This is a genomic window from Shouchella oshimensis, assembly GCF_004375095.1.
Classification (GTDB): domain Bacteria; phylum Bacillota; class Bacilli; order Bacillales; family Bacillaceae_D; genus Shouchella; species Shouchella oshimensis.
Genome location: NZ_SNUX01000003.1, coordinates 150,377 through 171,106 on the forward strand (window position 1 = coordinate 150,377; position 20,730 = coordinate 171,106).

23 protein-coding genes are annotated in these 20,730 nt (G+C 39.2%); 14 read left to right on the plus strand and 9 right to left on the minus strand.

Features of this window, described 5'->3' with window-relative positions:
* Positions 1–32 precede the first annotated feature (32 nt).
* Positions 33–506, minus strand: coding sequence for a GNAT family N-acetyltransferase (locus E2L03_RS11510; protein ID WP_095149854.1), 474 nt, complete (start codon positions 504–506; stop codon positions 33–35).
* A gap of 142 nt (positions 507–648) precedes the next feature.
* On the opposite strand from E2L03_RS11510, the gene E2L03_RS11515 reads away from it, so the two are divergent.
* A complete protein-coding gene (locus E2L03_RS11515) occupies positions 649–1,632 on the plus strand; it encodes an HD domain-containing protein (protein ID WP_166740284.1) in 984 nt (327 codons plus the stop codon).
* Complete coding sequence (gene dsdA, locus E2L03_RS11520; protein WP_134259235.1) at positions 1,629–2,927, plus strand: D-serine ammonia-lyase; 1,299 nt, start codon at positions 1,629–1,631, stop codon at positions 2,925–2,927. Before E2L03_RS11515 ends, dsdA begins: the two co-directional genes overlap by 4 nt.
* 46 nt (positions 2,928–2,973) lie before the next feature.
* On the opposite strand, the gene E2L03_RS11525 is transcribed toward dsdA, so the two are convergent.
* Positions 2,974–3,894 carry a patatin-like phospholipase family protein gene (locus E2L03_RS11525; protein ID WP_038478155.1) on the minus strand — a complete coding sequence of 307 codons (921 nt, stop codon included), beginning with the start codon at positions 3,892–3,894 and terminating at the stop codon, positions 2,974–2,976.
* Positions 3,895–4,109: 215 nt separating this feature from the next.
* Here E2L03_RS11525 and E2L03_RS11530 point away from each other — a divergent pair, with 215 nt between their 5' ends.
* Positions 4,110–4,619, plus strand: a complete 510-nt coding sequence (locus tag E2L03_RS11530; protein ID WP_166740285.1) for a YhcN/YlaJ family sporulation lipoprotein — start codon at positions 4,110–4,112, stop codon at positions 4,617–4,619.
* A 51-nt stretch (positions 4,620–4,670) separates the two neighbouring features.
* Here the strand turns inward: E2L03_RS11530 and E2L03_RS11535 are convergent, their stop codons facing one another.
* Positions 4,671–5,522: a LysR family transcriptional regulator gene (locus E2L03_RS11535; protein WP_134259237.1), complete on the minus strand. Its 852-nt coding sequence runs from the start codon at positions 5,520–5,522 to the stop codon at positions 4,671–4,673.
* 298 nt (positions 5,523–5,820) lie between these two features.
* Here E2L03_RS11535 and serS point away from each other — a divergent pair, with 298 nt between their 5' ends.
* Together serS and E2L03_RS11545 are read left to right on the plus strand one after the other, a co-directional pair.
* Positions 5,821–7,101: a serine--tRNA ligase gene (gene serS, locus E2L03_RS11540; protein WP_038478160.1), complete on the plus strand. Its 1,281-nt coding sequence runs from the start codon at positions 5,821–5,823 to the stop codon at positions 7,099–7,101.
* A 73-nt stretch (positions 7,102–7,174) separates the two neighbouring features.
* Positions 7,175–7,711 carry a GNAT family N-acetyltransferase gene (locus E2L03_RS11545; RefSeq protein ID WP_134259238.1) on the plus strand — a complete coding sequence of 179 codons (537 nt, stop codon included), beginning with the start codon at positions 7,175–7,177 and terminating at the stop codon, positions 7,709–7,711.
* A 75-nt stretch (positions 7,712–7,786) separates the two neighbouring features.
* Here E2L03_RS11545 and E2L03_RS11550 read toward each other — a convergent pair whose 3' ends face one another.
* Positions 7,787–8,797, minus strand: a complete 1,011-nt coding sequence (locus tag E2L03_RS11550; RefSeq protein ID WP_134259239.1) for an LLM class flavin-dependent oxidoreductase — start codon at positions 8,795–8,797, stop codon at positions 7,787–7,789.
* A gap of 164 nt (positions 8,798–8,961) precedes the next feature.
* On the opposite strand from E2L03_RS11550, the gene E2L03_RS11555 reads away from it, so the two are divergent.
* Genes E2L03_RS11555 through E2L03_RS11580 form a run of 6 tightly spaced genes read left to right on the plus strand, consistent with a single transcriptional unit; the run spans position 8,962 to position 11,838 of the window.
* Positions 8,962–9,498 carry a sigma-70 family RNA polymerase sigma factor gene (locus E2L03_RS11555; RefSeq protein WP_134259240.1) on the plus strand — a complete coding sequence of 179 codons (537 nt, stop codon included), beginning with the start codon at positions 8,962–8,964 and terminating at the stop codon, positions 9,496–9,498.
* Positions 9,479–9,769 (plus strand): YxlC family protein, encoded by a 291-nt coding sequence (locus E2L03_RS11560; protein ID WP_134259241.1) that lies wholly within the window; start codon positions 9,479–9,481, stop codon positions 9,767–9,769. Before E2L03_RS11555 ends, E2L03_RS11560 begins: the two co-directional genes overlap by 20 nt.
* On the plus strand, positions 9,762–10,001 hold the full coding sequence (locus E2L03_RS11565; protein ID WP_134259242.1) for a sigmaY antisigma factor component: 240 nt from the start codon (positions 9,762–9,764) through the stop codon (positions 9,999–10,001). Before E2L03_RS11560 ends, E2L03_RS11565 begins: the two co-directional genes overlap by 8 nt.
* Positions 9,985–10,200: a PLDc N-terminal domain-containing protein gene (locus E2L03_RS11570; protein ID WP_134259243.1), complete on the plus strand. Its 216-nt coding sequence runs from the start codon at positions 9,985–9,987 to the stop codon at positions 10,198–10,200. The genes E2L03_RS11565 and E2L03_RS11570 overlap by 17 nt, the downstream gene beginning before the upstream one ends.
* Positions 10,190–11,071: an ABC transporter ATP-binding protein gene (locus E2L03_RS11575; protein WP_166740286.1), complete on the plus strand. Its 882-nt coding sequence runs from the start codon at positions 10,190–10,192 to the stop codon at positions 11,069–11,071. Before E2L03_RS11570 ends, E2L03_RS11575 begins: the two co-directional genes overlap by 11 nt.
* Positions 11,068–11,838: an ABC transporter permease gene (locus E2L03_RS11580; protein ID WP_134259245.1), complete on the plus strand. Its 771-nt coding sequence runs from the start codon at positions 11,068–11,070 to the stop codon at positions 11,836–11,838. Before E2L03_RS11575 ends, E2L03_RS11580 begins: the two co-directional genes overlap by 4 nt.
* Before the next feature lie 247 nt (positions 11,839–12,085).
* Here E2L03_RS11580 and E2L03_RS11585 read toward each other — a convergent pair whose 3' ends face one another.
* On the minus strand, positions 12,086–13,723 hold the full coding sequence (locus E2L03_RS11585) for a PAS domain S-box protein (RefSeq protein ID WP_134259246.1): 1,638 nt from the start codon (positions 13,721–13,723) through the stop codon (positions 12,086–12,088).
* Positions 13,724–13,861: 138 nt separating this feature from the next.
* Between E2L03_RS11585 and E2L03_RS11590 the strand changes: the two genes are divergently transcribed.
* Positions 13,862–14,593 carry a class I SAM-dependent methyltransferase gene (locus tag E2L03_RS11590; protein WP_166740287.1) on the plus strand — a complete coding sequence of 244 codons (732 nt, stop codon included), beginning with the start codon at positions 13,862–13,864 and terminating at the stop codon, positions 14,591–14,593.
* 28 nt (positions 14,594–14,621) lie between these two features.
* Here the strand turns inward: E2L03_RS11590 and E2L03_RS11595 are convergent, their stop codons facing one another.
* The 3 genes from E2L03_RS11595 to E2L03_RS20435 form a co-directional block, all read right to left on the minus strand.
* Positions 14,622–15,845 (minus strand): YeeE/YedE family protein, encoded by a 1,224-nt coding sequence (locus E2L03_RS11595; RefSeq protein ID WP_038478187.1) that lies wholly within the window; start codon positions 15,843–15,845, stop codon positions 14,622–14,624.
* Between the two features lie 399 nt (positions 15,846–16,244).
* Positions 16,245–17,120, minus strand: a complete 876-nt coding sequence (locus E2L03_RS11600) for a glycine betaine ABC transporter substrate-binding protein (protein ID WP_134259248.1) — start codon at positions 17,118–17,120, stop codon at positions 16,245–16,247.
* A gap of 154 nt (positions 17,121–17,274) precedes the next feature.
* A complete protein-coding gene (locus E2L03_RS20435) occupies positions 17,275–17,448 on the minus strand; it encodes a hypothetical protein (protein ID WP_158318500.1) in 174 nt (57 codons plus the stop codon).
* Between the two features lie 189 nt (positions 17,449–17,637).
* Between E2L03_RS20435 and E2L03_RS20440 the strand changes: the two genes are divergently transcribed.
* A complete protein-coding gene (locus E2L03_RS20440) occupies positions 17,638–17,784 on the plus strand; it encodes a hypothetical protein (protein WP_158318501.1) in 147 nt (48 codons plus the stop codon).
* Between the two features lie 105 nt (positions 17,785–17,889).
* On the opposite strand, the gene E2L03_RS11605 is transcribed toward E2L03_RS20440, so the two are convergent.
* Complete coding sequence (locus E2L03_RS11605) at positions 17,890–18,780, minus strand: diacylglycerol/lipid kinase family protein (RefSeq protein ID WP_038478193.1); 891 nt, start codon at positions 18,778–18,780, stop codon at positions 17,890–17,892.
* A gap of 122 nt (positions 18,781–18,902) precedes the next feature.
* Between E2L03_RS11605 and E2L03_RS11610 the strand changes: the two genes are divergently transcribed.
* Positions 18,903–20,711 carry a hypothetical protein gene (locus E2L03_RS11610; protein ID WP_055735158.1) on the plus strand — a complete coding sequence of 603 codons (1,809 nt, stop codon included), beginning with the start codon at positions 18,903–18,905 and terminating at the stop codon, positions 20,709–20,711.
* The last annotated feature ends 19 nt before the right edge of the window (positions 20,712–20,730 follow it).

The following is a 20,730-nucleotide window of genomic DNA, read 5'->3' on the forward strand; positions in this document are numbered from 1 at the left end:
CCAAACGTAGGAGATTATAAACATGACGGATGCTACTGTAGTGCTTTCATGTACCAAGTGTCGCAAGAGAAGTGCTCTGTTTGAAGTAAAGGTTCGTCTAGTTTTTGGAAACCGTGTTTTTGATAAAAACGATTGGCAGCATGCATTGTATGAATAGTTTCAAGATAACATGCTTCGTAATACTGTTTGGCAAAGGCTAAACTTACCTCTAATAATTCCTCTGCAATACCTGTCCCTCTAGCTTCTTGTAATGCATACATCTTTTGTAGTTCACAAATGTTAGGAAAACCCGGAACATCACCTATTCCTACACCAGCAATGATGCGGCCAGCGTGAACAGCCACCCAGTAGTGTGTTCGATCTTTTTGGTAAAGGTCATAAAAACGGCTTAAATCAGGATCTGACCATGCTGTTCCTGGTTTATTTGCGCCGAATTCGATTAAACAAGTTCGAATTAGCTGTTCTACCTCATGATTGTCTTGTTCTTGAATTTCTCGAATGATCATGGCTTTGCTCCTATCCATACTGATTAAAGCTTCTTAGAAGATTATGACAACTATTGTACAGCTTGAGAACAAAAGAATGCAAGATAGAGGAAGTGAACAAATTTCTACCTGTGTCATAATAGAGAAAGAGGAGGTGTACTTTGTGGTTATTACGGATTCACTTTATGGTACGTTTAAGCTTGAACCAGTTCTAGAGGCATTGATAGCTAGTCCTGCTGTTCAGCGTTTAAAAAAGATCCATCAGGCAGGTGGTTGTTTTCTTGCAAAGCCGGAATGGAACGTGACTAGATATGAGCACTCCATAGGAGCCATGTTGCTTGTACGCAAATTAGGTGGTGGAATGGAAGAGCAAATCGCCGCTTTATTACATGATCTTTCCCATACAGCTTTTTCCCATGTTATTGATTATGTGTTAAGCAATAAAGATGAAGACTATCATGAGAGCCTTTATGAAAGACTTTTAATAGAAACGAACATCCCTGAACTAATCGACAAAGCTGGTTATAACGCCAAGTCTATTTTATTCTCTACTAAAGAGTGGTCACTACTAGATAGGGATTTGCCCCATTTATGTGTAGATCGGATTGATTATACGTTGCGTGATCTTTATTCATATGGTTGGCTTTCCTTAGGTCATGCCCATGGTTTTTTAAATCAATTGGTTGTGGTAGATGGGTATCTTGTGTGCGAAGAATTAAGGTGGGCAGAATGGTTTGCATCTATGTATTTTAAAGAAACAATTGAATTTTTCTTACATCCAACAAATGTTTTTGCTAATCAGCAGCTTGCGCATATCTTGTCAGTAAGTTTAGAAGCAGGGGTGTTAAGTCTTGATGATTTCGTTGAAACTGATTTCGATGTATTGAAAAAGCTACAGATGAGCCAGAATAAAACCATCCAAACACTTTTAACAGCGTTTGAAAAGCCGCTTTCACCCTCTGACTTTCAGTTAAGGGAGAAGCATATCCAATTAAAAATTAGAGTGATTGATCCCGACGTGCGCTTAGGGGCTAGATGTTTACCTGCCTCAACTCAATCTACTGTGATGAAAGATTTATTTATACAAACAAAAAAAGCAGCGACAACAGGTGCAATTGTCACGATTGCTGAAAGGGGAGTAAAATGACTCAAGAGAGAAAAGAGCAGCTGCTAAAAGCATTTCCTCATTTAACGAAGCTGACAGCGTTAGAAGAATATCTATGGATCAATCCTTTTAAAGGAAAGGAGACAGTAGCGAAAACTGAAACACTGTCCATGGAGGCAATTGTAGAAGCAGAGGCTCGACTTGCTCGATTTGCGCCTTATTTATCTCAGGCGTTTCCAGAAACAAAACCAATGAATGGGCTGGTAGAATCGCCACTGCTGGAAATTGACTCTTTCCGAGTGCAACTTGAAGATTATTATAAGGTGACCGTTAACGGTAGGTTGTTTCTGAAAGGTGACCACTTGCTACCGATTTCCGGTTCTATTAAAGCAAGAGGGGGCATTTATGAGGTTTTGACGATTGCAGAAAAGGTACTTATTGAAGAAAGAATGCTCTCAAAAGAAGAGTCTTATGTGAAGTTACTAGAGCCTGTGTATCGGGACGTATTGTCTCGCTATACGATTATCGTAGGTTCGACGGGTAATTTAGGACTTAGTATTGGTGTTATGGGGGCAAAGTTAGGATTTAACGTCATTGTACATATGTCAAGTGATGCTAAAGCATGGAAAAAAGCATTACTTCAGCAAAAAGGAGCGCACGTTGTCGAACATGATCAAGACTATAGTTTGGCGGTAGAGGAAGGGAGGAAACAAGCCGAAGCGAACGTAAACAGCTTCTTTATTGATGACGAGCATTCAACGACACTCTTTTTAGGGTATGCTGTTGCAGCGTTACGGTTAAAAAAACAGCTGGATGATAAAGGTATGACTATTCATAACGACCGTCCTTTAATTGTTTATTTACCTTGCGGCGTTGGTGGAGGGCCAGGCGGAATCGCATATGGGTTGCACCAAGTATTTGGAGAGAACGTAACATGCTATTTCGCAGAACCAACCCACTCTCCTTGTATGCTTGTCGGGATGATGACCGGATTACATGAGAATATCCACGTGAATGAAATAGGAATTGATAATCAGACTATTGCAGATGGACTTGCGGTAGGACGGCCATCAGGCTTTGTTGGGAAGGTGATGGAACCTATTCTTGGAGGTATCTATACGATAAGTGATGAGACAATGTATAAGCTTTTAGCCATGCTCATTGATCGAGAAGAAATGGCTCTGGAACCATCAGCAGTTACAGCTTTATTTGGACCTGTACAGATTGCCAATTCAGCAAAGAATGCTGTACATCTAGCTTGGGGTACAGGTGGTAGTATGGTGCCAGCTAATCAAATGAAGATTGATTATGAAATAGGCAAAGCGCTATTACTGTAATCCAGTTTTCTTAAAAAGAAGGGATACTTGTCCATAGGACGTATCCCTATTTTTGTGGTTTCTTTTTAGAACGGAGCTGTTTGTGTGCTTCAAAATCCCATGTAGACAAGAAAAGTTCAGCGGCTTGGTATCCTGATTCAAACAAGTAATCGCTTTGCTCATCCGTTAGGAGGAAATCGGTAGCTGTGATGGAATCGGTATAAATTTGGATGGTCCGGTCTCTCGTTTCGTCACTCAGATGTCTCATATCATGTGCTTGCATCATCGTTTTGACAATATTCTGTGCCAAATGTATAGGCGTTGGAATAATCGCATCTCCTTCAATTCGATCTTTTAAAAAGCGAAAGCCGAATGTTGGGTAACGGGGAGTTTCAACATCAAACAGCCAAATTGGAAAATTACTTAGCAAACCACCATCAACAATATACGATTTACTTTTGTTAGCCAGTTTCCACCTAGCCGGTCGATAGAAGAAAGGAATGGATGTACTCATTCGCACTGCTTGAGCAATCGTCACATCACTTGGTTTCATACCATAACGGTTTAAATCGTCAGGAAAAATAATCATTTGTCCGCTACTAATATCAGAAGCAATAATTTTAAGTTTTTCAGGCGGGAGATCTGCAAAAGTTCGAATGTTTTTCTTTCGTAATCGTTCTTCGAGCCACACGTCAATATAATCGTTTTTATACATACCTAAATAAAACACGAGATTAACGAAGTTTCCAACAAAAGGAATATGATTGATCCAATTCTTCCCTCGTAAATCTTTGAAATTTAATTCTTTTAACTGTTCATTAATTTCCTTGCTTGTATATCCTGCTGCAAGAAGAGCGGCAATAATAGCCCCTACAGAAGTTCCGGCTAATTTCTGCCATTGCACTCCATGGGCTTCCATTGATTCAATTGCTCCAGCAAAAGCAATACCACGAATGCCTCCACCTTCAAAAACTGCATCGACTTTCATTAGTATGCCTCCTTTCAGTTCAACAAGTTAACAAAGGAACTTGTCTACTCTATTCTATGAACAACCCTAAAGAAAAGTGTTCAATTTCCATTAAAGAGGAGAACATTCAGCAAAAATCAAAAAAAATTTAGAAAAATCTTCTTGATATACATATTTTTTTAGTAGAAAACCAAACTAAGAGTGAAACAAAATACAAATACTGGAGTTGAATGAAAATGAAGAAATATCTATTGCATTCTCTAGCCATTACTTTTGTTGCAGCTGCGTTAGTCGCATGTGGAGGCAACAATAACAATGATATGAATTCACCAGATAATGATACGGAGATGAATGAGCCTGGTGAAGATGGTGTTGAAAACCAAGGCTACGGCATGGATAATCATGACGACCAACATATAACGGTTTCTGGTGAAGTCGCTGATAGCGTTCGTGAATTAGATGGTGTTCACCACGCGGCAGCAATCGTGATGGGAAGCCAAGCTTACATTGCTGTGACAATGGATGATGAATCACACGATGTTTCTGATGAAATGAAGCAAAAAATCGCGGACAAAGCAATGGAAGTTGACCATAATCTTAGCGAAGTCCATGTTTCTTCAAATCCTGATTTCGTAGAACGCATGAAAGGGTATGGTGACAGAATTGAGAATGGCGAACCTGTAAGTGGTTTTGCTGATGAATTTATGGAAATGGTTCACCGTATGTTTCCAACAACAAAACGATAGTAGTGAAGAATAAAACCTACAGGTTTTCAACTGTAGGTTTTTATTCTTCTTTTACCTTTGAAGCGTATGGACTAAACTCTGTTGCAAAGGTTTTAAATACGATTTTTTAGCAGTGAAAAGGTACAAGTCTCTAGTAAACGGACAATTGGAGAGACGTTTGAATAAAAAATGTTGATTCCAAGGTGGTTCAACCATTAATTTTGGAATAATAGCTATCGCGTGATTTTGCTTCAAAGAATGGAATAAGGATCGATGAGGAAGGCTTTGAATATCCTTTCTTCTCCATCCGTTTTTTTCGCGTAATGCTTGCCACATTTGATAAAACCGACTTGTTTTTGGTGGGACTATTTGCGGATATGAAAAACATTGCTCAAGCGAGAGTTCTTTAAAATTAGCAAGTGGATGGTCCTCAGCTAGGGCAACTTGGTATTCATCATGTTTCACAAGTGTTGAGTAAAAGCCATCATGATGAGGATAGTCTTCAAAAATTGCTGCATCAATGTCTCCTTTTTTTAGCATCGGTATAAATTCAAAGCAATTGTCTTGAGTACGGGTGCACATAATATCCATTTTCGAGTCTTCATATGTAAGTGTTTGAGGTAAATATGTGGATGAAATAAAAGGCGCAACACCTAAACGAACGGCTTTTTTGGGTGTGAAGCTGTCTAGCTTACTTTGTAGCTCATGCCAAGTTGGTTGCACGTCATTATAAAAAAATTGTCCTGTTTCTGTTAACGTCATCCCCTCGTGGGAACGAATAAATAATGTTGTGTTTAAAGATTTTTCTAATTCCTTTACATGTCGACTAACAGCAGGTTGGGTTAACCCTAGTCGAGTAGCGGCTTTTGAAATACTGCCTTCTTCAGAAATCGTTAAAAACGCTTCTAAATATCGAATGTTCATTTATCTCTCCTTTTTAGTAACAAGTATTATGTTGCTGCCATTCTATTCGTGTTCAAGATATATACAAGACATCACAAAAAAGTTAGCTCATCTATATACCCTTATTTCTATAAAACAAAACCTCTTTTTCTATAAAAGAGTGAGTTTTTTTATGAATGAACGATAAGAGGCTGATTGTGGAATGGAAAACCATTTTTTTTGCGTGTGAAAGCTATAGTGGTGTGCTAAAATGTACATAATGATTACTAGTCGTTTACAATGTATACGAGTGAGAAATTAGAATGAGAGAGGTTTACACATGTTAGATATTCAATTTATAAGGGATCATGCCGACAAAATTAAACAAACGGCAGTTCATAAGAAGTTAAACGTCCCGGTAGATGAACTCATTGAAGTTGACCAAAAGCGACGCGAACTTATTCAAAAGATTGAAGGCTACCGAACAGAGCGCAATCAACAAACGAAAGCGATCGGTGAATTAGCAAGAGAAAAGAAAAAAGAGGAAATGGACGCAAAGAAAGAAGAAGTTCGTCTATTGAATCAATCAATTAAAGAGTTAGAGGCGGAATATCAAGATGTTGAAGCATCTTACTTACACATAATGAATTTAATTCCAAACGTCGTCTCTGAAGATACACCTGTTGGTGACTCTGACGAAGATAATGTTGAATTAGAAAAAGTCGGCAAGATCCCAGAATTTACATTTACACCTAAAGACCACATGGAGCTAGGTCAGGCTCATGAAATGTTTGATGTGGAGCGAGGAGTAAAAATCGCGGGTACACGTAATTATGTGCTAAAGAACCAAGGGCTGTTTTTACATAGAGCGGTTCAGCAGTTGGCTGTCGATTTACTACATGAACGTGGATTCTCCATTATGGACGTACCGTTGATGGCAAATGAAGAAGTATTATACAGTACAGGATTTTTTCCAGATGGTAAAGAGCAGACTTATCATTTAGAGAAAGACAACAAGTATCTAGTAGGTACTGCGGAAGTGCCTCTTGTTGGCTTTTATGGAAACGAGATAGTCGATGTTGAGGAGCCTATTCGCTTAGGTGCAGTATCCAACTGTTTCCGAAGAGAAGCTGGATCTGCTGGAAGAGATGTGCGGGGGTTATACCGTGTTCACCAGTTTGCGAAAGTAGAGCAAGTTATTCTATGTAAGAACGATCCAGAACTAGCCGATCGCCTCTTATCAGAAATTACCGGGATCGCAAAAGAAATTTTAAACTTATTAGAACTTCCATACCGAGTTGTCGCTGTTTGTACAGGCGATATGTCTCAAAAAAACCATAAACAATATGACATTGAAACGTGGATGCCGAGTCGTGAGAGTTATAGTGAAACCCACTCATCTTCTAACGTAACGGACTTTCAGGCGAGACGGTCAAACATTCGTTACCGGGACGAAAATGGGAAACTACAATACTGCTATACATTAAATAATACGGCAGTGGCAACACCAAGAATTTTGATTCCATTATTAGAAAATCATCAACAAGAAGATGGTTCAATTGCAATCCCTAAAGCATTGCAGAAATATATGTATGGGAAAACAACGATTCAGCTTTCCTAGTCTTAACGTACGTCGCCTCTTCATAGGGCGACGTCCTTTTTTATCTTTTTTAGATTAAAGTGAGGGCGATTTTATGCATGTTAAAAACCAAATCATTCGACCATTAAAAAAAGAGGATCAAGCCCTTCTGTTAAAGTGGTTGACAACAGAAGAGGTGCTTAAATATTACGAGGGAAGAGATCGTCAATTTACAGCAACCTTGATTGAAGAAAAGTTTTATAATGATGCTGAAAAAGATTGTTGGATTGGCGAAACTGATGGTGTACCAATAGCGTACTTACAATCTTATCAATTAACCGTTGAAGATAAGCGAACATTCGGTTATTCAGCATGTCAGTCGGTATATGGAATGGATTTGTTTATCGGCGAAGTGACGTATTGGAACAAAGGCTTTGGCAGTGCCTTCATAACATTACTGATTCAACTTATACAAGAAAAAGATGAGACAGCCATTGTGACGGTTGATCCGCGCATTGAAAACATACGTGCTATTGCCTGTTACAAAAAATGTGACTTTTCAATTGTGAAAAAAGTAGAGAAACGTGAATGGCATGAAGGCAGTTATCATGACGTGTATATAATGGCAACGAATAAGCTTATTGATTACTAACTACCTTGGAGTCTCCAACGTGCTCGTTCTCCTTACGATAGTTTATTTCTTGGGAAATAGAAAACCAGCAGCCAATTAATTGGTTGCTGGTTTATTTAGCAATTCTTTTGCCATTAAACGGTAAACGTTTAGTCGAGATTCAAAAGAGTATTGATTGCTATTAATCATAACTTCATCAAATCCAAATGCCTCTTTTTCCCTCAACAATTGATTACTTACCTGTTTAGGCGTTCCGACAAGATGTAGTGAGCGATTTTTAGCAAGGATGGCTCGATCCATTTCAGTTAAAGGGTAGTTTTGAGCGTCTTCAGGACTAAGGGTTTGTGGTAATCTTCCTCGCATAAGAAATAACCTTGCCAAATCAATTGGTAGAGCAAGAAACTCTGCTTCATCTGTTGTTTCTGCTACCGTTATAGCATACGATACGCTAATGATTGGATGCGGCATGAAATACGATGGCTCGAAATAATGGCGATACGTATCAAAGATCTCTTTAGACATTTCTCCATTAAAAAACTGTGCAAATGAATAGCCGACACCTTGCTTTCCTGCCTGTCGAGCGCTATTTCCGCTAGATCCTAATAACCAAGCTTCAGGTAATGCTACTTCATGTGGAGCGGCGATAACTTGGTTATAAAGAGGGTCATTGGTTTTTTGATCATTGATGAGCTGTAATGTTGTTGCTAATTTATCATACTGGTCATTTGGTTGGTATGCTTTTCCTTGAGCGAGGGCATGAATGGAGTGATGATCACCACCAGGAGCACGACCAACACCAAAATCGATACGGTTTGGAGCTAGAGCACTTAATGTTTTAAAGACTTCTGCCATTTTTAAGGGGGAATAATGCATCATCATCACGCCACCTGTCCCTAGACGAATCTGCTTCGTTTGAGCTGCTAAGTGTGCGATGGTGATTTCTGGGGCAGAGCTCGAAAAAGACGTTCCATTATGATGTTCAGCCATCCAAAGACGATGGTAGCCCAATTTGTCCCCTAAGGTTGCAAGTTCTTTCGTAAACTGTAATGCATCAGTAGAGGTCGAACCTTGAGGTATAGGAGCTTGATCAAGAATGCTTAGTTTCATTTTAACGGTCTTCCTTTCGGGTTTACTGTTAAGCACTATACCATAGAACAAATTAAAACCCTATTTTACTGCTCAAAAAATATAAAACGAAAATGAACGATTTAGGATTTGAAACGTATAACAGTTGTGCAAATTAGAAAGAGGAAAAGCATAGGGGTGGTGTCATGGAAGAACCGCTTGAAGTGTTGATTCAAAAAGCGCAGAAAGGCGAGGAAGAAGCGCTGGCAGTATTATTAACAGATCACTATGACCGTGTTTACCGTTTTTTATTAAAAATCACTTTTGACCCTGACTATGCTGCAGAATTAACTCAGGAAACGATGACGAAGGCGATTATAGCAATTAAAAGTTACAAAATGAAGAAAGCAGCATTTTCTACGTGGCTATTTCAGATTGCGACTAATGTTTTTATCGATAAAAAACGAAAGAAAAAGCATGAAGATGAGTATGTGCGAATGCAACGATTACAATGGTCAATGAAAGAAGAGCCCCATACAGAATGGCTCGATATTCAAGATGTGTTAATGAAGCTAGATCGCAAAAAACGAATCCCACTTTTGTTAAAGCATTATTACGGATACAGTTACGAAGAGGTTGGACGAATCTGTCAAATTCGGATTGGAACAGCAAAGTCAAGAGTTAATAGTGCAGTGGATTTTATTCGAAAGGAGTTAAAGCACGATGAGGGAAATCGACGATAAAGTGAAAGATGGGTTATCTCAATTGGACAGGGTTGACGTACAGTCACCAACGAAAGAAGATATAATTGCACTTATTCAGAAAACGAAACGAAAGCAGCGGCGTGAAGCGATTCTTTTCTTTATCGTAACACTTATTCTTGTCAACATCGTTGTTTTTTCGATTGCTCGATTGCCGGCTATATACGTGACAATGAACATAATTTTAATAGGGTTACTTCCTGTTCTTTTGGTTTTGGGATTGGTGAAACGTTGGAGGGATCGTTATGAATAATGATTTACGAACGTTAACCAATATTCCTCTTTGGGCTTGGATAATACTGGGGATTTTGCTCTTATCTCAAAGTATATATTTGTACTTTAAGAGTCAACAGAATGGACAGATGAAATGGTTTTGGGGAATTTGGGGTGTGACTCACTTTCCAATGCCGCTAGTTGTTTATTTTATTTGGACTTATTTGTTTAAACCAATCGTAAAAGAAAAGGGAGATGGATCAGATGAATGAAGTAATGGACATCATAAGACTGTTTTTGCCACTGATTGTTGTTCAATTATTATTAATGAGTGTTGCTTTATTTGATTTGTATCGCCGTGTTTCTGTCCGAGGTCAGAAATGGGTATGGGTCATCATTATTATCGTCATTAACTTACTAGGTCCTATTGCATACTTTATCTTCGGAAGAGAGAAAAGTAGTGAATATTAAGGTGATTGAACTTAATAAAGGATCGCGCATTCATCATGTGAATGCTTACATTGAGACGAATCAGATTACGGCACTAATCGGTGAGAATGGAGCAGGGAAGACAACCTTGTTGCAAGTAATGGCTTCTTTATTAAAACCGACATCTGGCAGAATTGAATTTGAAGGTGCGATGAAAAAGGACATCCGCTCTTATATTGGGTTTTTGCCGCAATTCCCATCTTTTCACGAGTGGATGACTGGGTTAGAGTATCTTACACATGTGGGGCAATTAGTAGGTTTGAAAAAACAAAATGCGGTGCGTAAAGCTACTGATCTTTTAACCCTTGTTCGCTTAGAGGAGAGTAGGGGAAAACGTATAGAATCTTATTCTGGAGGGATGAAGCAACGACTCGGTATTGCTCAGAGCTTAGTGAACAACCCTAAAGTACTGTTACTAGATGAACCAGTTTCCGCATTAGATCCAAAGGCAAGAACAGAAGTGATGGAGCTTCTACTAACACTAAAGAAAGATCGAACGATTATCTATTCAACTCATGTTCTTCATGATGCAGAGCAGGTAAGTGATGCTTATATGCTTATGCACAAAGGTCAATTAATCGAAACCGGTTCTCTGCATTCAAAAGAAGAAGACTATGTGCTTGAGATTGAGACTGCTGAGTGTGAAAGGCTAGAGGCTGAACTAAAAACCGTTTATCCAAAGCGGTGTATCACTAGAGGGCTAAATCATGTTGAAATAAACATTACACCAACTAAAGTGCGAGAAGATTTAATGCTGTTATCAATTCTTGAAAAAGGTGGTTATTCATTTGATGGAATTAGAAAACGGAAAAAAACCCTTGAGGATATTTTTCAGAAAGCGGTGACAGGATGAATCAGCTTAGTGCGTTCATAAAAAAAGAAGCACTTGAAAGCTGGCGCAACTATAAATGTTTATGGCTACCGGCTTTGTTTGTTGTTTTGGGTATCATGCAGCCATTGACGCTTTATTACATGGAAGACATGTTAGCATTCCTTGGGGGGTTGCCAGAAGGGGCGGGTTTTGTGATGCCAACAATGACCGTTGAGGAAGTCGTTGTGCATACGTTAGACCAATTCTCACAAATTGGTATGTTTGCAATCGTTTTGTCTTTTATGTCGACATTCACGAATGAACGAAAAACTGGTGAAGCCATGCTCATACTTGTAAAGCCAGTAACACACTGGGCTTATTGGCTTTCAAAATGGTTTGTAGCTCTTGTTTTAGTGATAGGAAGTTTCATTGCGGGTTTAGTAGCATCCCTTTACTATATTTCATTATTATATGACTCTCTATCGCTTTCATCAATTTTGATTACGGGACTTGTCTATGGGGTTTGGTTAACGTTTTTCGTGACTGTAACACTTTTCATTGGAACAATCGTTAAAAGTTCAGCAGTAGTAAGCCTTTTTAGTATTTTAACGATTATGCTTGTTCTAATGTTTCCTGTTTTATTTGGAGAGGGTGCCTTATGGACGCCTGCGGGACTTCTTATGTTGATAGAATCCTTTCTTTTCAATGATCCTATAAGCCTGAAACCTATATGGATCACGTTAAGCCTTATCTTTTTACTGTTGCTAGGAGGGACAAATTACGTAACAAAGAAAGAGTGGAGCATCTAAAGAACAGAGGCTGGGACATAACGAAAAGTAGTATTTGAAAAGACTGCTGAGTAGCACCGCTACAGGAGAATCCTTCGCTTTCCGGGGAAACGGCCTCAGCCTCCTCCGTGGAAAACCGCCACTCCAGAGTCTTCAGACACGTGCTGATCCCCCAGGAGTCTTCGGATTCTCCTTCTGCTCATTTTCATATAAAACAAACGACGAACGTTCCTATTTTCAGGAATGTTCGTCATTTTGGTCTGTCTATCTACTTTTGTCCCAGCCTCTCTTTTACTAGTGGAAATGTAATATGGACGATTGTTCCTTCTCCTACTGCACTTTCGTAAAGAATGTTTCCTTTATGTTGTTCGACAATTTTGTAACTCACTGTTAGTCCTAAGCCTGTACCTTTATCTTTTTGTGAAAAGAACGGTTCACCTAAACGTGCCATACGCTCCTCGCTAATACCATGGCCATCATCTTCGACCTTCACCTTAAGCCTTCCATCTAGGGCAAGCGTTGATACAGTAATCGTGCTGGCACTTGCTTCGATCGCATTTTTAATGACGTTAATAAACAATTGTTTAAGCTGGTTTTTATCGCCGTATAGATAAAAGGGGCATGGTTTTTTAAATGATAAGCTAACACCATTTACTTTTGCTTCACCAGTAAGTAGATGGATGACGTCTGATAGCACATTTGTTACATTTGTTTTAGAAAAAAAGATATCATGAGGGCGTGATAGAATGAGTAATTCACTCGCGATCATATTAATGCGTTCTAGTTCCTCTAACATAATGCGATGAATAGGGTTCTCTTCCTTGCTCTCGGCTTGAAATAGTTGAACAAACCCTCTAAGTGATGTCAGGGGGTTTCGAATTTCATGAGCAATTCCAGCAGCTAACTCGCCAACTACGGCTAATTTTTCGGTTGTACGTAGTTTTTCTTCTGCTTCCATCATAGGTGTTATGTTATGTGCATAACCTGTAATGCCTACAAGTTCGCCATTTATAATAACAGGCAACGACGCACAATTGACGATGACCTTTTTTCCAGTTTGATGTTTCATACGAATTTCGTTACATTGAACCACTTCTCGGCTTGTTATCACTTGATAGAATGTTAGTTTCAAGCGAACATGGTCTCGTTCATCAACAAATGAAATGAAGGGTTTGCCAATACTTGCTACTCTGTCATAGCCGGTGACGTGCATAAAATGTGGATTAAGATCGGTAATATTCCCTTGGAGATCAACCATGTAAACGAGCTCAGGGCTGTGATCAAATAATGCTTTATATCGCAGCTCGCTCTCTTCTAATCTTTGTTTAGCTTTCATTCGCTCAGTTATATCTCGACCTACAACAATTAAGGCTTTGCGTTCACCGCTTTCTGTAAAAAGAGGTGTTTTCGTTGTGTCAAATATTTTTTGTTCACCTTTTTCCAGCGTTACAATAGCTTCACTTCTAGTTGTCTTTCGAAGTGTCCACGTTTGTTCATCTGTTTTGTTTGCCAGTAAAAAAGTTTTTTTAAAAAAAGGCTTTTCTTCAGCCAACTGGGAATTTGTTTTTCCTATGTAATCAATGGGATTTAATTGGAATAGCTCTAAAGCAAATAGATTAGATTGAATCCAACGACCATCACCATCTTTGAAGCTAATGAAATCAGGAATAGAATTAATAAGTGTTTCGACCTTTTCTTTTTCTTCTGTTAACGTGTTAATCTTTTCAGATTTAGTTAATAAAACATAAATAAATACGCTGGTTGCGATGATAAAGAAAATTCCTTTTATTTTTTGGTAAAAGGAATATAGTTGAGGCTCCCAACTTAGTAATAAGTAATCGGTTCCTATCACCCAAATAAGACTAACCCCAATAAATAAAGCAATCATTTTTCGTTTTCCGCTCATTTTCACGTCCACCTTTAAGATGCTATCGTCATAAGACTACCTGCTCTATTAGGGAAAAACAACCGAATTAGAATAAGTCTGTCAATTGATGGCTAACTTATGCTAAAAAGTCTTCAGAATATAGAGGAGGAGTTTCTCATGGTGAATCAACTTCCACCAGATCATCTGCAACAATTTGTAGGTGGAAATTTTGAGCAAGTGGGGAAGGAATTTTTAACGTTGTTCCAACAATTTGGTGGTTTGAAACAAAATGATTCTGTACTAGATGTCGGAAGTGGTGTGGGTCGTATGGCTGTTCCATTAACAACCTTTTTGTCGACGGAAGGGCTATACAGAGGGTTTGATATATCTAAAGAAGGTATTGATTGGTCGATCGCAAATATTAGTTCGGAGTATCCGCATTTTCAATTTGAACACATTAACATTTATAACCACTTGTATAATCCTAATGGCTCGTTGACGTCAACAGGCTTTCACTTTCCATATGAAGCGGATACCTTCAATTTTGTGTTTTTAACATCTATTTTTACTCACTTAATGGAAGATGAAATGACCCATTATTTACATGAAATAAATCGGGTTATGAAGAAAGACGGTACTTGTTTATTGACAATGTTTATTGTAAATGATGAAGCCACAGATTTAATAAAAGCAGGAAAAAGCTCACTTCAATTCCCTCATAAAGTAGGGGAAGCCTCAATTGAAAATCTTGCCTTACCTAATGCTGCAGTGGGTTATTCACTACATACTGTTGAAGCGATGATGAACAAAACAAATTTTGTGCGGTCTGAGTTGAAGTTTGGAAGTTGGTGTGGCCGTACACAGTTTACAACGTATCAAGATTTACTGGTTTTAAAGAAAAAAAGGTAGTAGGGTTCATCCTACTACCTTTTACTTACTAGCAAAAACGATCTTGTGGTTTAGGGACCGACAATCCGAACAACGGCCGTAGTTTAAGAGCTAAAAAGGTTCCACCAATAGCCATTACGCCCCAAATGTACCCATGAGCACTAAAAGATGCAATACCTCCAAAATAAGCACCTACATTACAACCAAATGCGAGGCGTGCGCCATAACCCATTAGTAAACCACCTATTACAGAGGCAGCTGCATTTTTTGCAGTGATAGTTGAAAGAGTAAATAAGCCACCTGCTGCAGAAGCAAGAAAGGCACCTAATATAACACCGAAGTTTAACACCGTAGTTGTATCAGCAAAGATCGATGCATGTAAGGCTTCTGTGCTTCCTTGCCAGTAGCCCCAGCTTTCAACATTAAATCCCATTGCATCAGCAGCCTTTGAACCCCATAAAGTAAATGCTGATGTTACACCCCATGGTGTACCGCGTGTTAATAGAGTTAAGGCATTTAACACCGCAAGTACAATAGCCGCTGTAAACAAAGGCCATGAACCTCTAAAGATACGTTTCCAACCAACGGCAGAAGGGACGGCTGCCATTTTTGGAGGGTTTTTTTTCTTTTCTATACGAATCGTTATCCATGCAATGGTAGCAAAGATAAGTAAAGATACTAAGAGTGCCCCACCATAGCCTAGTCCAGTTGAGGTTGCTAAAGAAAAGGGTTCGGCTGACGGCATTTCGTCCATCCAAAAGGTAAAGTGGGCTGCTCCAATAGTAGAGCCAATAATAAAGAAAAGAAGCGTGATAAACATAACAGAACGACCGCCACCAACAGCGTATAGGGTACCTGATGCACACCCTCCACCAAGCTGCATGCCAATGCCGAAGATAAAGGCACCGACTAATAAACTCACGCCCACAGGGGAGACGTAGCCATTAGCATCTGTTCCAAAGAACGTAGTACCGATTGCTAAGATTGGTGCAAATAATAAACAGGCAACTGCGAGCATGAGCATATGCGCTCGTAAAGACTGGCCATTCCCTACAGATGCAAGTCTTCGAAAAGCAGACGTAAATCCAAATCGAGCGTGAAATAATGTAAACCCAAGCCCAATACCGATAAGTGCTAATAATGGTTGGACAACATGTTGGGTAAGGGCTAAAAAGACAGTCAATAAAATGGCTACAACTATACCAACTATGACTAAAAGACGTTGTGGTGGGTTTAAAGGTTTTCTTTCTTCTTGTTGCGCTATCGTAGACACGTCATCACCTTATCCTATTAAATTTATCCGAAAAGGATTGTATTATCTTAGTTAAAATTGTGTACGCTGTCAAGGTAAAACCATTTGTGCTTAGTTAGTGTGGTTGTTAAGTGATTTGTAACATAAAAATGAGGCTGTGACAAAAGTAGATAGACAGACCAAAATGACGAACATTCCTGAAAATAGGAACGTTCGTCGTTTGTTTTATATGAAAATGAGCGGAAGGAGAATCCGAAGACTCCTGGGGGATCAGCACGTGTCTGAAGACTCTGGTGGAGTGGCGGTTTTCCACAGAGGAGGCTGAGGCCGTGTCCCCGGAAAGCGAAGGGTTCTCCTGTAGCGGTGCTACTCAGAATAGTTTAGACTATTCGTCTTTTCAAATACTACTTTTAGTTCTCTTTATTTCTCTAACCAACTGTCAACAAGTTCTCGATTTTGTTCAATCCATTGTTTAGCCGCTTCCTCGTCATCATCTAATTCTGCTTGTAACTGAAGAAGCTCACCAAGTGTTTCATCTGTAAATTGTGCATTATTTAGCCATGTAATAACGTCTGAATGGTCTTCTTCTAATCCTTTTCGAGCTAGGTAGTAAATATCGTCTGGTTCACCATAAATACGGTCTGGATCATCAAGAAAGTTCAAGTCATACTCACCTAAAGTCCAATGGGGGCTCCATAAAGTAACAACAATAGGATCTTCATTTTGATAAGCATTTTGAAGCTCTGCAACCATTGCTTGTTCAGATGAAGCTGAAAGGGAAAAGTCTTCAAGTCCGTAATGGGGAATGACCTCATCTTCTGTTATACCCATTAAAGCTGAGCCAGGATCAATACCATAAATTGTTCCGTTAAGATCATCATATGCATCTGGTAGATCAGCTATTGACTGAACATCTTCCATATATGTAGGTACGGCAAGCCCTAACGTGGCGCCTTCGTATAGAACACCATCTTCTTGAACATCAATTGTATCACTATTTTCATCAATATATGCACGATCTGTTAATGGTAACCAAGTGTTGAAGCCGATGTCATAATCTCCTTGCTCTACACCTGAAAATAAAAATGCTTTCTCAACAGAAGCCAATTCAACATCATAGCCCTGTTCTTCTAAAAGTTGCTCCCATACGTGAGAAAATGCGATAGCCTCTGCATATAAATTATAGCCTATTTGAATGGTGCCAGTTGAATCCTCTTGGTTGGTGTTATCGCTTCCACATCCGCTTAAAACAGCCGTGGCAGCGAATGCAGTGACAACAAGGTAATGCTTTTTCATAGTGATGTGTAGCCTCCTTATTGAATTCCATAAAGTAAACCTTACCATATTGTGGCGAAACGTACACCTTTTATACATAAGAAGAGAAGGTTTGTCAGGAAAAAGAAAAGGGAACAAAGAAAAAAACACCCCCTCCATAAAAGGGGTGCTCGTATTATGGTCGAAATACTTTATTTACTTTCCAGTGCATTTCAGGGAATGTATTTGAATTTAGTTTTGAAGCTAAATGATCTGCATGTTCATAAGAGGAAAATAATTTATCGTATGGTGTAGAGGAGTTTTTTAGCGACTGAGTATAGCCATCGACGATACGGGTTACAGCGTACATGCAACGAACTCCTTCCTACTTGTTCTTATCTGTATTATGGCACACTTATAGAGGAACTTCATTAATAATTTTCTGAAAAAAGAGCAAGGTTTTGTAGGATTTTGTAGAATGCACATTAAATGGATCGAGCTTAATGTAAATGTACGCACTTTTGTCGATTAAGACTACGGTCACAAGGAGAGAACGAAAATGGAAACAATGATTTGGATTATAGTTGCCGTTATTTTATTTGTCATCTTAGCAGGTGTGACGAAAGCCATTTTACGTATCGTTTTTTCAATTGCAGCGATAGCAGCCGTTATATTTTTAATTACGCAATTAATAAATAGTGTATAAGATTTAGATGGAGAAAAAGGCATGTTGGCACCAAGTTTCAACGAAGAAAAGTCCACTAACGCGGTAAACGACGCTTTTCAAAAAAGCGCTCGCCGTAGCGCTAACTTATTTAGTTAATGGGATGAGGACATCGATATAGCTAGGGATCAGTTCAATAGTAACAGGTAGTGACATTCCCGACTCTCCATCAACATTCGTCGTTAAGTCATTGTTTGTTGATACGCGAACCCGTTTTGCTTTAAAGGCATGTACATATTTACTATGCTCTAAATTACCGGCTAGTAAGGAAGTCCCTACAGCAGCTGTGGTGAATAAGTTCGTATCTTTTATAATGAAGCAGTGTAAGTAACCATCGTCAATTTCTGCTGCAGGAGCCAGCTGTTCAAAACCACCTACTGAATTCGTTAAGGCTGCAATAAAGAGTAATGCTCGTCCTTCCCATTTTTGCTCATCGTATTCTACGCTCATTGTGCATGAGGCATCACCAGCGAATGTTTTAATACCTTCTTTTACATAAGCAAAAAAACCTAGTTTTGATTTATCTTCTGATGGAACTTCTGATAACGAAGTAGCTAATTGACCCGCTGCTACAACATTAATAAACAATTGGTCATTGATTTTGCCAATATCAGCTTTGCGTGTAGTGGTGGAACGCAACATGTTAATTGCCTTTTCTGGCTGTAAAGGAATATGAAGTGCTCGTGCAAAGTCATTTACTGTACCGAGTGGAACAACAGCCAGCTTCGGTCGATGTGGCTGGTTCATCATGCCATTTATCGTTTCGTGCAGTGTTCCATCTCCACCAAGTGAAACGACTAAGTCAATTTTCTCTTTGCACGCTTCTGTACTGAAAGCGGTTGCGTCAAACTCTTTTTGCGTCTCTTTTACGGCAACTGTATATCCTGTTTCTTCTAGCAAGCGAGATGTTTGTTTAGCATAAGTGTGCGCTTTCTCTTTACCGGAGCTTGGATTTAAAATAATGAGTGCCTGTTTCATACATTTTCACCTCTAGCAAATTTATCCTAGTTTAGTTTTCTCACATTCTCAGTAAATTTGCACGTAATTGAAACCCAATTGCCTTTCACTCGTAGTATACTGGTGAAGGAAGGGGAGAGTCGATGTTTTTTTGGATTATGATTATGGGGTTAACATGTTTAAATTTAAATCCACGTGAATGGATGCGTGGTTTGAAGAAAATGCCAAAACAATGGTTATTAAGCCAAGTACTACGCTATGGAATTGGCGTAGTGATCAGTTTTGTTCTAATTTATATTCTATTGGTGGATCATTCACTTACAGGATTTGTAAATAGTTTCGGATTTATCGTTGCCATTAATCTGCTCGTTTCAGGTTTTTTTCAAGCAGCCCAAGGGTTATCTACCGCGACTAAAAAGAAAAAAGTACAGAAACTTAAAAAAGGAAATGTTCGCTTAACTCAAGCAGGAATTGGTGCTGTTTTATTTATTGGGTTGCTTGTTATGAACATGGTGTATCCACTAACGATTACACAACAATTAAGTGAACTAGGTGAGATTGAGATTTCAACCGATTCAATTGATTCAGTAACGGAAGAAAGTGTTCGATCTGTTCCACATTCGTATGCTCGATACAAATCGGAAATTGTATTCGGGAATATAGATAATTATTCTTTTTATGAACTAGGCGAGTCGGCCATTCAGCGAATCGACGGCGAGTTGTATTGGGTATCACCAATTGAATACTCTAGTGTTTGGCGCTGGCTGAGAGCCGACAGCGCACCTGGATACGTTATGGTTAGTGCAGAGAATCCAAATGCAGAAGCGGTACTAGTTGATGACTATGAAATGACTTATGTACCAAGCGCTTTTTTAGGAGAAAACTTAGAACGGCATATTCGGAGTCTTTATGGTGATGTAATATTAATTGATTATTCATTCGAGCCCGATGATGATGGGAATCCTTATTACGCGTATTCTTATGCATACTATGACCACTACCGTAGTGCCCCGAAAGCAGACGGCGTTATACTAGTTAACCCGGTTACAGGGGAAGCGGAGAAGTATGCGTTAGGAGAACAGCCTGACTTTATCGATAATGCTATACATTATTCTTTAGCGCTTGATTACGCGTACTGGTTTGGAACGTATAGCAATGGATTAATTAATTCTTTATTTGCAAAAGAAGGGGTACACCAACCAACAAGTGATGAAGAAATGATTGGTGTACTTGGACCAGACGGAAATATGTATTGGATGATTGACCATATGAGACCAAATCAGGAATCCAATGCAATGGTCGGTTTTACAATGGTTAATGCACAAACAGGAGAAGCAACTTATTATGCAGGTACATCCGGTATGACGAATGCTAGAGGTGCACGGGATGCCGTTAATCGGTCATTCCAACGTGAGCAATGGGAAGGCACACAGCCTGTATTATATTCGATCTATGATAACTACACGTGGGTAGTACCAGTTGTGGATCAGAGCGGGTTAATGAGAGAGATTGCTATGGTTCATGCTGATACGTCAAGTGTTGCTACTGGAACATCGCGAGAAGAAGCGTTTCACCATTACCGTCAAATGTTAGCAAACGATTTAGGAACAGACGATTATATTCCGACGAATCTATTAGATGAGTTAGAGGTTGAAGGAACAGTGTATCGAGTGAGTCAAGTGTCTAATTCTCGATTCATTCAAGTGCTCCTAGAGGGAGAGAGTCGTGTGCTAGAATTTGATATGACGGGAAATGCAGCTGCAGTATTTATTCAGCCTGGAGACGAAATTGAAGTCATTGTGAATGATACTGGAGAAAGTGTATTGCCAGTTATTGAATTCATTAACCTTACAACAGATGAAGAATTTGGAGAGATAGAAGACTTTGAATTAGAGGACGAAAATGAACAAGAGGTCAATGAAGAGGAAGAAGCAGACTCTTCGGACGAATAAAAAAACATTTCCGCTGCAA

What these genes read in the sequence shown, in the direction of transcription:
- E2L03_RS11510 (WP_095149854.1), bottom strand. Translation starts at nt 506, where the DNA reads ATGATCATTCGAGAAATTCAAGAACAAGACAATCATGAGGTAGAACAG.
- dsdA (WP_134259235.1), top strand. Translation starts at nt 1,629, where the DNA reads ATGACTCAAGAGAGAAAAGAGCAGCTGCTAAAAGCATTTCCTCATTTA.
- E2L03_RS11525 (WP_038478155.1), bottom strand. Translation starts at nt 3,894, where the DNA reads ATGAAAGTCGATGCAGTTTTTGAAGGTGGAGGCATTCGTGGTATTGCT.
- E2L03_RS11530 (WP_166740285.1), top strand. Translation starts at nt 4,110, where the DNA reads ATGAAGAAATATCTATTGCATTCTCTAGCCATTACTTTTGTTGCAGCT.
- E2L03_RS11535 (WP_134259237.1), bottom strand. Translation starts at nt 5,522, where the DNA reads ATGAACATTCGATATTTAGAAGCGTTTTTAACGATTTCTGAAGAAGGC.
- serS (WP_038478160.1), top strand. Translation starts at nt 5,821, where the DNA reads ATGTTAGATATTCAATTTATAAGGGATCATGCCGACAAAATTAAACAA.
- E2L03_RS11545 (WP_134259238.1), top strand. Translation starts at nt 7,175, where the DNA reads ATGCATGTTAAAAACCAAATCATTCGACCATTAAAAAAAGAGGATCAA.
- E2L03_RS11550 (WP_134259239.1), bottom strand. Translation starts at nt 8,797, where the DNA reads ATGAAACTAAGCATTCTTGATCAAGCTCCTATACCTCAAGGTTCGACC.
- E2L03_RS11555 (WP_134259240.1), top strand. Translation starts at nt 8,962, where the DNA reads ATGGAAGAACCGCTTGAAGTGTTGATTCAAAAAGCGCAGAAAGGCGAG.
- E2L03_RS11560 (WP_134259241.1), top strand. Translation starts at nt 9,479, where the DNA reads ATGAGGGAAATCGACGATAAAGTGAAAGATGGGTTATCTCAATTGGAC.
- E2L03_RS11565 (WP_134259242.1), top strand. Translation starts at nt 9,762, where the DNA reads ATGAATAATGATTTACGAACGTTAACCAATATTCCTCTTTGGGCTTGG.
- E2L03_RS11570 (WP_134259243.1), top strand. Translation starts at nt 9,985, where the DNA reads ATGGATCAGATGAATGAAGTAATGGACATCATAAGACTGTTTTTGCCA.
- E2L03_RS11580 (WP_134259245.1), top strand. Translation starts at nt 11,068, where the DNA reads ATGAATCAGCTTAGTGCGTTCATAAAAAAAGAAGCACTTGAAAGCTGG.
- E2L03_RS11585 (WP_134259246.1), bottom strand. Translation starts at nt 13,723, where the DNA reads ATGAGCGGAAAACGAAAAATGATTGCTTTATTTATTGGGGTTAGTCTT.
- E2L03_RS11590 (WP_166740287.1), top strand. Translation starts at nt 13,862, where the DNA reads ATGGTGAATCAACTTCCACCAGATCATCTGCAACAATTTGTAGGTGGA.
- E2L03_RS11600 (WP_134259248.1), bottom strand. Translation starts at nt 17,120, where the DNA reads ATGAAAAAGCATTACCTTGTTGTCACTGCATTCGCTGCCACGGCTGTT.
- E2L03_RS20435 (WP_158318500.1), bottom strand. Translation starts at nt 17,448, where the DNA reads ATGTACGCTGTAACCCGTATCGTCGATGGCTATACTCAGTCGCTAAAA.
- E2L03_RS20440 (WP_158318501.1), top strand. Translation starts at nt 17,638, where the DNA reads ATGGAAACAATGATTTGGATTATAGTTGCCGTTATTTTATTTGTCATC.
- E2L03_RS11605 (WP_038478193.1), bottom strand. Translation starts at nt 18,780, where the DNA reads ATGAAACAGGCACTCATTATTTTAAATCCAAGCTCCGGTAAAGAGAAA.
- E2L03_RS11610 (WP_055735158.1), top strand. Translation starts at nt 18,903, where the DNA reads ATGTTTTTTTGGATTATGATTATGGGGTTAACATGTTTAAATTTAAAT.